Here is a 10,261-nt window from a genome sequence, read left to right as displayed (position 1 = left end):
AAGTTAATTATAACCTTTCAAATCTATCTGTCAATTATTCTATCGAAAGATTTCGACATTTTTTCACTGATTTCACAGAATTTAATCAGAATTGACAATTTTGTCGATTATTTTTCTTTTAAACATGAAAAAAAGAGCATTTATCATTTACAGAATGTAAAGACAAATGCTCTTTTACCTAATACCTACAGTATTTTGTTTAGAGATTCTGTTAGCGTCTTAATTAAAAAGTTCAAATCCTTTTGTTCAATATTTAATGGCGGTGCCAAGGTGAGCACATTATTGTATCCTGCAACCGTAGCTCCATTTTTTCCGATGATAATGCCATTTTCCTTACAGCTTGCAATCACTTGATTGACAAGCGCTGGATCTAACGGTTCTTTCGTGGTTTTATCATTTACAAGCTCAATCCCGATTAATAGGCCCTTTCCGCGGACATTGCCTACAAATGGATGGTCTTGTAGAAGAGTTGTTAAATCATTCAGAACCTGTTCACCTAAATCTCTCGAACGATCAAACAGATTTTCTTTTTCCATGATTTCAAGGTTTTTTAACGCCAGGGCACATGCCGCTGGATTTCCTCCAAACGTGTTCACGTGACGGAAATAATCATATTCTTCGGATCCTTTAAACGCTTCGTAAATATCCTTGCGAACCGCTGTCGCAGATAATGGCAAATAGGCACTTGTAATCCCCTTGGCCATGGTAATGATATCCGGTTTCACTCCATAATTCATGAATCCGAATGGTTTACCTGTACGGCCGAAGCCGCAAATCACTTCATCAACGATTAGGAGTGCTCCGTGTTTTTCACAAACCTCTTTAGCTGCCTTCATATACCCATCTGGAGGAATAAGCACTCCGCCTCCAGTAATGATTGGTTCCATGATCATGGCCGCGATGGTTTCACTTAGCTCCCAGGTCATCGTACGGTCGATTTCTTTAACAGAAGGCAATTCCTTTGGATCTTGCACATTTGTGTCATCACGATAAGAATCCGGCGGAGATACATGGATAAAGCCTGGTGCCAGCGGCTCATATTTATATTTTCTTTGCGCCTGCCCCGTTGCGGCCAATGCTCCCATTGAATTGCCATGGTAGGCACGGTACCTGGACAAAATTTTATAGCGGTTATGCTCACCCTTTTGCTGATGGTATTGACGGACAATCTTAAAGGCTGTTTCATTCGCTTCAGAACCGCTGTTTGAGAAAAAGATGACGTATTCATCGTCAAGCAATTCGTTTAATTTTTCCGCAAGTTTGATAGCAGGTACATGACTTTGTGATAACGGGAAATAAGCCATCTCTTTTAATTGCTCATACGCTGCTTCAGCCAGTTCCGTCCTTCCATATCCAACATTCACACACCATAGGCCTGACATTGCATCTAAATAACGTTTGCCATCCACATCTGTTACCCATGAACCCTCAGCCTTTTCTACAATAACCGTAGCGTCGGGATTATAAGGCTTCATCGAATGCCAAACATACTTATCATCTTGCTCTTGAAACGTGTCTTGGGGACGACTTGTTTGAACCATACCGTAATTTTCCTCCTTTTCCGTATCGGTGCTTGACACCATTTTATGCGTCAAAGCGTGATGTAATCATTTTTTTGCGAGTATAGAAGTTTACACCGTCTTTACCATTTACGTGCATATCACCGTAGAAGGAATCTTTCCAGCCGGAGAATGGGAAAAACGCCATTGTTGCTGGGACACCTACGTTAATGCCGAGCATTCCTGCGTCCGCTTCTTCACGGAACTGTCGAACAGCCTTTGCATTGTTTGTATATATCGTTGCACCATTACCGAATCTGGATTTACGGATATATTCCAATCCTTCATCTAAATCGTTTGCACGAAGTAGACTTAATACTGGTGCGAAAATTTCTTCTTTTGCAATTGTCATATCTGGTTTAACATGATCGAAAATCGTTGGTCCTAAGAAATTGCCTTCAGGAAGTTCATCCATTTCTTTACGCCCGTCTCTAATTAAGTCTGCACCTTCCTCTAAGCCTTTTTCAATGTATCCAAGAACTTTATCGCGGTGTTCCTTACGGATGACCGGGGTTAACAGTACTTCTTCATCCATCCCGTTCCCAATGATTAATTCATCCGCCTGTTTCTTTAATGCGTTTACAAATGGTTCATTATCACCGACTACGACAACGGCACTACAAGCCATACACCGCTGGCCGGCACTTCCGAAAGTCGAGCTGATGATATGCTGCACGGCCTTATTCATATCGGCATCCGGCATTACAATATGATGATTTTTCGCTCCAGAAAGGGCTTGAACCCGCTTGCCTGCAGCGGCAGCACGCTCATAAACATATTTGGCAACCGGCTGTGAACCGACAAAGGAAATGGCGGCAATATCCTTATGCTCAAGCAGGCCATTTACAACATCATGGGCACCATGGACGACGTTTAACACTCCTTGAGGTGCACCAGCTTCAGTAAATAATTCTGCTAATCTATTAGCTAAGATTGGGGTACGCTCAGATGGCTTCAGCACAAACGTGTTACCACAGGCAACTGCTAAGGGGAACATCCATAAGGGCACCATCATCGGGAAGTTAAACGGTGTAATCCCGCCAACTACACCTAGTGGGTACCGGAACATTTCAGAATCGATATCCTCAGCAATGCCAGAAAGAGTTTCTCCCATAATCAATGTTGGAGCACCTGAAGCAAATTCTACGCATTCAATTCCGCGTTGAACTTCCCCATACGCTTCCTTGTAGGCCTTTCCATTTTCCAAAACGATTAATCTTGCTAATTCCTCATGGTTTTCTGTTAATAGATAGTGGTATTTAAAAAGAATCCTTGCACGCTTTGGAACCGGCACGTTTTTCCACTTTTTAAAGGCTTCTTTCGCTGCTGCAACCGCAAGATCAACATCTTCTTTTGTGGAAACAGAGACCTTTGTCAAGATTTCATTTGTCGCTGGGTTTGGCACATCCAAAGTTTGCGTACTATTTGAGCTCACCCATACTCCGTTAATATAATTGTTTAAAATAGCAGTGTCCTTTTTTGTTACGCCCATCTATATTCCTCCTTATTTATATAACAATTGAATTACTATCATTATCTCGCATGTATGAATCGCTTTCATTAGACATACTGTAAAATGTCTGCGAAGATTTCTTCGACAAATTGAACATTCATTTAACATTTCATCATCGAACTTGATTTATTGCACCCGGTTTTGCCCCTAATAAATAATCATGGACGAGCAGCATAAATTCGATTGCCACTCTCTTTTCATGATCCATAAAATCTTCCCCCAGCAGGTTCTCTAGCTTTTGCAGACGATGGTATAGCGTTTGTCTTACAATGAAAAGCTTGTTTGAAGTTTCCTGCTTTGAGCCGTTACACTCTAAATAGGCTTTTAATGTTTCTAACAGCTTGCCATTATATTTTTGGTCATATTGTATAACCGGATAAAGGTATTCCGATGCAAGCTCCTGTAAATCCGTATATTTGCTCATTTGTGAAATAAGACGATATAAATGTAAATCCTCATAAAAATGGTAGATTTGTTTATTCGTCATTTTTTGTTGGATTCGAATAGTTTCCTTCGCTGTTTGATAACTTTTATGTACATCCCTTAAGGATTCGGTAAACTTACCAGCAGCAATGATAAACTTTGCAGCACTTTGCTTTCGGATAAACTCGGATTCTTGAAGAGAATCCACTGCTTTTTTAATTCGTTCCTTTAGATTCTTTTTCGCCCGGCTGTTTAATAGGATAAACGTAATCTCATTCCGTTTTTCAACAGAAAAAACCACAAAACCATTCTGCTCAAAAACAGAGCGAAACAGTAATTTCAGGTATGTTACATCATTGATCGATTTTTCTTTAATTGGAAAAAGCTTCGTTATCAGAACAACTGCATCGCTGGTTTTCGTTTTTATCCCATTTTCTATTAGATATTCCTGAATGCCTTCTATGGAATGTTCGCCCTCCAGCCAGCCGTGCAGCCATTCAAACTCTTCTACCCGCTTTTTTTCCTCAACATATAAATCTCTTAAAAGATGTTGCGCTAAAGCTGTACCAGTCCTGTCTAAAATTAATAAGTCGTATTCGCTGATCGGAATATCCTTCGAGTAAATGATTAATTCTGCATACTCTTGACCGAACAAAAAGATAGGTGAAATGGCGATTTGCTGACTTGGATTTTGTTTGGCCTCATCAATCTTAGAAAGAATAATCGCTTCGTCAGTGCGGTTGATTTCCGGGACAAATTCGTATTCCTTGTTTTTCATTCGAAAGATGATTTGCACGTCCAGAGCAGAAAAAATAAATTGAAGAATATCCTCGTATGTTTCAATGGTAAGCAGTCTTTTATTTAAACTTTGCGAGTAATCCTCCAGGTCCGCTATTTTCTGATATTGCTGATTAATGATAACCGAATGAATATCCTGCGTGATTTCAACAAATGGTACTTCTTCCTCGAATATAATGATCGGAAATTGATTTTCATTTGCAAACTCAATCACTTCAGCAGGAATTTCTGACACATAGGTTCCCATTTCAATGCAAAGGCCTGCCGCATTGTTTTTGTAAAATTGTTTCACCATCGAGATAAATAAATCTACATTATCTTTCCAGGCAACACCAGTGGATAGAATTAGCTCATGACCGTTTAATAGATTTCGAATACTCGTTGCCTCTACGACATGAACCCATTTAACAATCTCTTGAACTCCATCATGCCCGGCAATAACGCGGGCATTTTCGAAGTGCTTTCTATTTAAAATTTCCGCTACCTTCAGTTGAAAATGTTCTTTCATCATTTAGCTCCCCTAATAGAAAGGAAATTTTTTTAAGAAAAAGGATTGGTTCTTCAACCAATCCTTTTCTGTTATCGTGGGTTAATGAACAATCGGTAGGTATATTTTGATTTCATTTAGCATGGAATCAAACTCTTCTGGGTCTAGAAAATCATCAGATTTCCAATTTTCCCTGATCCATGCCACTAATTCTTCAGGAGAATTGAAATACTCACCGCTTGAATCCGACTTCCTAATCATATAGCGCCCGTTATCTTCATCAATTGTGACTTCACATGGATAGAAATTATCCTTTGATTTTAAATAGAATTCCATTCTACCCACACCCTTTATCGTCACTATTTTCCTTGATTTTGTTTGATTAATAGACTCGAAAAATACTTCCTGCCATTAGCCGTACCAATTAAGAGAGTCTCGGTAACATTACCATTCGGATGTAAAAAATCAACAGTGGCTCCGTTTAAATGTTCATTAACTCCATTAATTCGATATCCTTTCCCGATGAAAAAATCAATTTTATCTCTTTCATCTTGAAATTGTTGATATTCTGACATTTAACCCCCACCTTGGATTTAATTAGATTGATAATGTTTCATTTTGATTCAACAGTGTATTCAAGCTATACTTTTCCCGCTTCAAATACTGGCCAGATCCTGGTTTACCGACGAACTGCTTGTCGCGGATAACATAATCACCGCGAACTAATACTGAAACTGGCTCGCCTGTCACTTTCATTCCTTCAAAGGCGTTATAGTCAACAGCCATATGATGAGTTTCTGCTGAAATCACACGTTCAACATTGGGGTCAAATATGACAAGGTCTGCGTCCGAACCAATGGCAATCGTTCCTTTTTTCGGGAATAAGCCAAACAGCTTGGCGACTCTTGTTGAAGTTAGATCAACGAATTGATTAAGACTGATTCTTCCTTTTTTCACACCTTCAGAGAATAATATCGTTAAACGATCTTCAATAATTGGACCGCCGTTCGGGATTTTTGTAAAATCATTTCGCCCAAGTTCCTTTTGCCCTTTAAAATCGAATGAGCATTGATCAGAACCAAATGTTTGCAGCGTACCATTTTTCAAAGCATTCCAAAGGACCTCCTGATTCCATTTCTCCCTGAGCGGAGGAGACCACACATATTTAGCTCCTTCAAAGTTCGGTTTTTCTAAATAACTTTGATCTAGGACTAAATATTGCGGACAGGTTTCACCCCAGACATTAAAGCCTTTACTTCGAGCTTCAGCAATTTGTTCAACGGCATCTGAGCAGGATACGTGGACTACATATAGCTGAGAATTAGCCAGCCCAGTGAGTCTAGCGGCACGTCCGGTTGCTTCACCCTCTAATTCTTGCGGCCTTGTTAAGGCGTGATAGATTGGTTCTGTTTTACCTTCTTCGAGGGCCTTTTTCGTTAAATAATCGATTACATCGCCGTTTTCTGCGTGAACCATGACTAAACCGCCATGTTCTTTAGCCGTGACTAGCGTCCGGAAAAGCGTTTCATCGTCTGCTTGCAATACATTTTTATATGCCATGAACACTTTAAAGGAAGTAATTCCTTCTTCATTAATCACTTGAGGAAGTTCGTTTAATACCTTGTCATTGATTTCCCCAATCATTAAGTGGAAACCATAATCAATAACAGCTTTATCTTTTGACTTGCCATGCCAGGTTTGAATCGCATCTTTGAGCGGTTCGCCTTTATTCGTTAAGCAGAAATCAATAATTGAAGTCGTTCCGCCAAAGGCTGCCGCGATCGTACCTGATTCAAAGTCATCCTTGGTAATCGTTCCTCCGAAAGGCATATCTAGGTGAGTATGCGGATCGATTCCTCCTGGAAATACTAAGCAGCCTTTTGCATCAACGATTTCAGCACCAATGGCTGAAAGGTTTGTGCCAATCTGCGCAATTTTCCCATCCTCGATTAATAGTTCCGCCTGATAAGTATCTGTTGCAGTGACAATCGTTCCGTTCTTAATAATTTTCTTCATTTGAGTTTCCTCCTATTTATTCTATTTGGCTATGTTAAACTTTGTTGTTGATTTGCGCTCCAGGTGCTTCGCTTTCCGCGGGCGTGTCGGGGAGCCTCCTCGGCGCTTTGGCGCCTGCGGGGTCTCCCCTGACCCGTACTCCCGCAGGAGTCTTCGCATCGTCCGCTCCAATCAACAGTGTTAAATTTCAACAATGCCCTTTAACAAAGCATCTATTTAATAACGTCAACTTTGCAATCTGCTGCAACTTTAAGTGCAGCTTGGCGTTCATTCCAAGTCATCACTGGCAGTTCGCTTGGTACTTCTATCATGTCAATTGCTCCGTCCACAGGACAAACGATTGAACATAAATTACAGCCAACACAGTCTTCTTCACGTACTTTTAAATAGCTTTTTCCATTCGTGTCTGTCAGCATGTCGATACATTGGTGAGAGGTATCTTCACAGGCAATATGGCATTTATTGCAGTTGATGCATACATCGGTATTAATTTTGGCAACGATATTATAGTTTAAATCCAAGTTACCCCAGTCCGAATATTTTGGAACAGACTTACCGATAATCTCAGAAACGGAAGAAATGCCCTTGCTATCTAAATAGTTGCTCAGTCCTTCAATCATATCCTCTACAATGCGGAAGCCATGGTGCATCGCGGCGGTACAGACTTGAACGCCAGTCGCACCCATCAACATAAATTCCACAGCATCCTGCCAATTGGAAATACCGCCTATTCCAGATATAGGGACATTAATATGCGGGTGTCTTGCGCATTCGGCCACCATGTTGAGTGCGATAGGTTTTACGGCTGGACCACAATAGCCGCCATGTGCTCCTTTACCAGCCACATGTGGAATCGTGTTCCAAGTATCGAGGTCAACCCCCATTAAACTGTTAATTGTATTAATCATACTTATGGCATCCGCACCTCCACTGCAGGCTGCTTCAGCTGTTGCTGTAATGTCTGTAATGTTTGGTGTTAATTTTACGATGACAGGAGTTTTTGCCACTTCTTTAACCCAATAGGTTTGCCGTTCTACAAGAGCAGGCACCTGTCCGGAGGCTGATCCCATGCCGCGTTCCGCCATGCCATGAGGACAGCCGAAGTTTAATTCAAGGCCGTCAACTCCGACATCTTCAACGCGTTTGACAATTTCATGCCATTTTTCCTGTTTCGGCTCTACCATTAAGGAAGCAATAATCGCATGGTTCGGGAACCGCTTTTTCGTTTCATAAATTTCCTTTAAATTAACTTCTAACGGCCTGTCGGTAATCAGCTCAATATTATTGAAACCTGCGACTCGCTGGCCATTAAAGCTAACCGCCGCAAATCGGGAAGATACGTTTAAGATTGGGTCGCCTAACGTTTTCCATACTGCTCCTCCCCAGCCGGCTTCAAAGGCTCGCTGAACCTGATAACCGGAATTGGTAGGAGGTGCTGAAGCCAGCCAAAACGGGTTTGGAGATTTAATCCCTGCAAGATTAATACGTAAATCAGCCATCACTATTCCCCCTTAATTAAACTGTTCCAACAGCCGAAAATTGCTTATGAATTGCGTATGCAACATCTTTTCCCTGCTGTGCGGCTGTTACGACCATGGCATCGCCCTTACCTTTGCCAAAAATAACGTCGCCGCAGGCAAAGATTTTTGGATTTGAGGTTTGAAGTGTTTCTTGATCGACCTTTACAACTCCACCTTCATGTTTAAGGCCTAATAATCCAATCAATTCCAAGTGTCTTGTTTGCCCGATGGCTTTTACAACGGCCTCTACTGGAATAATATGTTCAGATCCTTCAACAGCAACAGGCCGGCGGCGCCCATCCTTTTCCGGTTCACCGAGCGTCATTTTAATACACTCTATTCCAGTTACCTTTCCGGCTTCGTCCCCAATAATTCGTTTAGGTGCAGTTAACCAGCGGAACTCCACACCATCCTGTTTGGCAAATTCATATTCAAAATCATAAGCAGTCATTTCTTCTTCCGTCCTGCGGTAAAGGATTTTTACATTTTCAGCCCCTAACCGGACAGAACAGGTCGCACCGTCAATCGCGGTATTACCAGCACCAACGACCACCACTCGCTTGCCGATAAAATCTTTTGATAATTGGCCGCTTTTCGTGGCCTTCACAAATTCAATGGCATCATAAACCCCGTCTAACTCTTCTCCTTCAATACCAAGTTCAGGTACATTTGCCATCCCCACTGCTAAAACGATTTTATCGTAATTTTCAGTTAGTTCTTCAACGGATATATCTCTGCCTACCATTGTGTTCGTTTTAATCGTGACGTTTAATTTCTCTACTTGCTCTACTTCCCAATAAGAAATTCGCTGAGGCAAACGGAAAGAAACGATACCAAAGGTATTCAATCCACCAGCTTCCTTCGCTGCTTCAAAAATGGTCACGTCATAGCCTAATCTGGCAAGCTCCCTAGCTGCAGATAATCCGGCTGGGCCGCCGCCAATAACAGCCACTTTGACACCATTGGGTTCACCTGGCTGGAATAGAGTTTTCTCATTCTGGATCGCCCAATCTGTGGCATATCGCTGCAGATTGCCGATCATGATTGGTTTGGTTGAATGGTTTAGAACACAAGCTCCTTCACAAAGCTCTTCAGTTGGGCAAACCCTCGCGCAGCTTGCACCAACTGGGTTTGAGGACATAATCGTTTTGGCAGAACCAAGGAAATTTCCTGAGGCTATTTTTTTAATAAAAGTTGGTATATCAATACTTGTTGGACAGGCTTTAATACATGGGGCATCATAACAATAGAGGCATCGATTTGATTCTTCCAGAGCTTCACGGTTTGTTAATCCTCGTTCAACTTCTTGGAAGTTCTTTTCAAGATTGGATAAGGAAATGCGCTGCATTTTTTCAATGGCCAAAGAGAAACCCTCCCCTTTTTAATTAAAGGTAAATTTTAATAAAATTCAAAATGAAAGCGCTTTATTAAAAATTCAATATTAACTATCCATCCTCCTTCTTCTTACTTATGTACTTTGCAGAAAATTCTGCCTTATTTTTATTTTACAGACTGTAAAAGACCATTTCACCTTACATTCTGTAAAATGATGCAACCATTTGATTATCCAATATGTAAAAAGAAATGAATTAGAAGGCTTGTTCACTTTTCTGAATACTTTTTCAATTTATCATAATTAAATTGAAAAAAATGTAAAAAAATAGCGAAGTGTCAAATTTTCTTACATACTTTTTTACTCGCATGAATCCTTTATTTTCAACTCTTTTGTGGAGGTTTTGAGTAATTAATAAAAGATTAGCCTGAAAAAAATTCGACATTAGTAAAGATCTTGACGATATTTGAGCATAAAAAGAGTGTACCTCTTCTAAACTGGCACCTTTGTCAAGGACACTATAAAAAAAGAGATTAAGCAACTAGAAGATGATTCCTATATTGAATAGGGGTCATCTTTTTTAAGTTCCATTGATATCGATAATTGTTATAG

General features: G+C 40.6%; 9 protein-coding genes. All 9 read right to left on the bottom strand.

All coding sequences use genetic code 11. The features are described 5' to 3' along the window. Nucleotides 1–185: 185 nt before the first annotated feature. Nucleotides 186–1,541 carry an aspartate aminotransferase family protein gene (locus V7161_RS26260; RefSeq protein WP_335715750.1) on the bottom strand — a complete coding sequence of 452 codons (1,356 nt, stop codon included), beginning with the start codon at nt 1,539–1,541 and terminating at the stop codon, nt 186–188. A 43-nt stretch (nt 1,542–1,584) separates the two neighbouring features. Further along, nucleotides 1,585–3,051, bottom strand: coding sequence for a CoA-acylating methylmalonate-semialdehyde dehydrogenase (locus V7161_RS26255; RefSeq protein ID WP_335715749.1), 1,467 nt, complete (start codon nt 3,049–3,051; stop codon nt 1,585–1,587). 133 nt (nt 3,052–3,184) lie between these two features. Next, nucleotides 3,185–4,801: a PucR family transcriptional regulator gene (locus V7161_RS26250; RefSeq protein WP_335715753.1), complete on the bottom strand. Its 1,617-nt coding sequence runs from the start codon at nt 4,799–4,801 to the stop codon at nt 3,185–3,187. An 81-nt stretch (nt 4,802–4,882) separates the two neighbouring features. Then, nucleotides 4,883–5,116: a hypothetical protein gene (locus V7161_RS26245; RefSeq protein WP_335715748.1), complete on the bottom strand. Its 234-nt coding sequence runs from the start codon at nt 5,114–5,116 to the stop codon at nt 4,883–4,885. A 23-nt stretch (nt 5,117–5,139) separates the two neighbouring features. Further along, nucleotides 5,140–5,355 carry a hypothetical protein gene (locus V7161_RS26240; protein WP_223590483.1) on the bottom strand — a complete coding sequence of 72 codons (216 nt, stop codon included), beginning with the start codon at nt 5,353–5,355 and terminating at the stop codon, nt 5,140–5,142. Between the two features lie 22 nt (nt 5,356–5,377). Continuing rightward, nucleotides 5,378–6,796, bottom strand: a complete 1,419-nt coding sequence (gene hydA / locus V7161_RS26235) for a dihydropyrimidinase (protein ID WP_335715747.1) — start codon at nt 6,794–6,796, stop codon at nt 5,378–5,380. 212 nt (nt 6,797–7,008) lie between these two features. After that, entirely contained in the window at nt 7,009–8,295 is a 1,287-nt protein-coding gene (preA, locus tag V7161_RS26230) for an NAD-dependent dihydropyrimidine dehydrogenase subunit PreA (protein WP_335715746.1), read from the bottom strand. Between the two features lie 16 nt (nt 8,296–8,311). Next, nucleotides 8,312–9,664, bottom strand: coding sequence for an NAD(P)-dependent oxidoreductase (locus V7161_RS26225; RefSeq protein ID WP_335715752.1), 1,353 nt, complete (start codon nt 9,662–9,664; stop codon nt 8,312–8,314). A 518-nt stretch (nt 9,665–10,182) separates the two neighbouring features. Continuing rightward, nucleotides 10,183–10,261, bottom strand: a 79-nt coding sequence (locus tag V7161_RS26220; RefSeq protein ID WP_335715751.1) for an IS3 family transposase, incomplete at its 5' end; no start/stop codon positions are given.

Source organism: Neobacillus drentensis (assembly GCF_036965425.1).
In the GTDB taxonomy this organism is placed as follows: domain Bacteria; phylum Bacillota; class Bacilli; order Bacillales; family Cytobacillaceae; genus Neobacillus; species Neobacillus drentensis_F.
The sequence above is the reverse complement of the archived record's forward strand: the minus strand, read 5'-3'. Positions and strand labels throughout refer to the sequence as shown.

What these genes read in the sequence shown, in the direction of transcription:
- preA (WP_335715746.1), bottom strand. Translation starts at nt 8,295, where the DNA reads ATGGCTGATTTACGTATTAATCTTGCAGGGATTAAATCTCCAAACCCG.
- V7161_RS26245 (WP_335715748.1), bottom strand. Translation starts at nt 5,116, where the DNA reads ATGGAATTCTATTTAAAATCAAAGGATAATTTCTATCCATGTGAAGTC.
- V7161_RS26260 (WP_335715750.1), bottom strand. Translation starts at nt 1,541, where the DNA reads ATGGTTCAAACAAGTCGTCCCCAAGACACGTTTCAAGAGCAAGATGAT.
- V7161_RS26250 (WP_335715753.1), bottom strand. Translation starts at nt 4,801, where the DNA reads ATGAAAGAACATTTTCAACTGAAGGTAGCGGAAATTTTAAATAGAAAG.
- V7161_RS26225 (WP_335715752.1), bottom strand. Translation starts at nt 9,664, where the DNA reads ATGCAGCGCATTTCCTTATCCAATCTTGAAAAGAACTTCCAAGAAGTT.
- hydA (WP_335715747.1), bottom strand. Translation starts at nt 6,796, where the DNA reads ATGAAGAAAATTATTAAGAACGGAACGATTGTCACTGCAACAGATACT.
- V7161_RS26255 (WP_335715749.1), bottom strand. Translation starts at nt 3,051, where the DNA reads ATGGGCGTAACAAAAAAGGACACTGCTATTTTAAACAATTATATTAAC.
- V7161_RS26240 (WP_223590483.1), bottom strand. Translation starts at nt 5,355, where the DNA reads ATGTCAGAATATCAACAATTTCAAGATGAAAGAGATAAAATTGATTTT.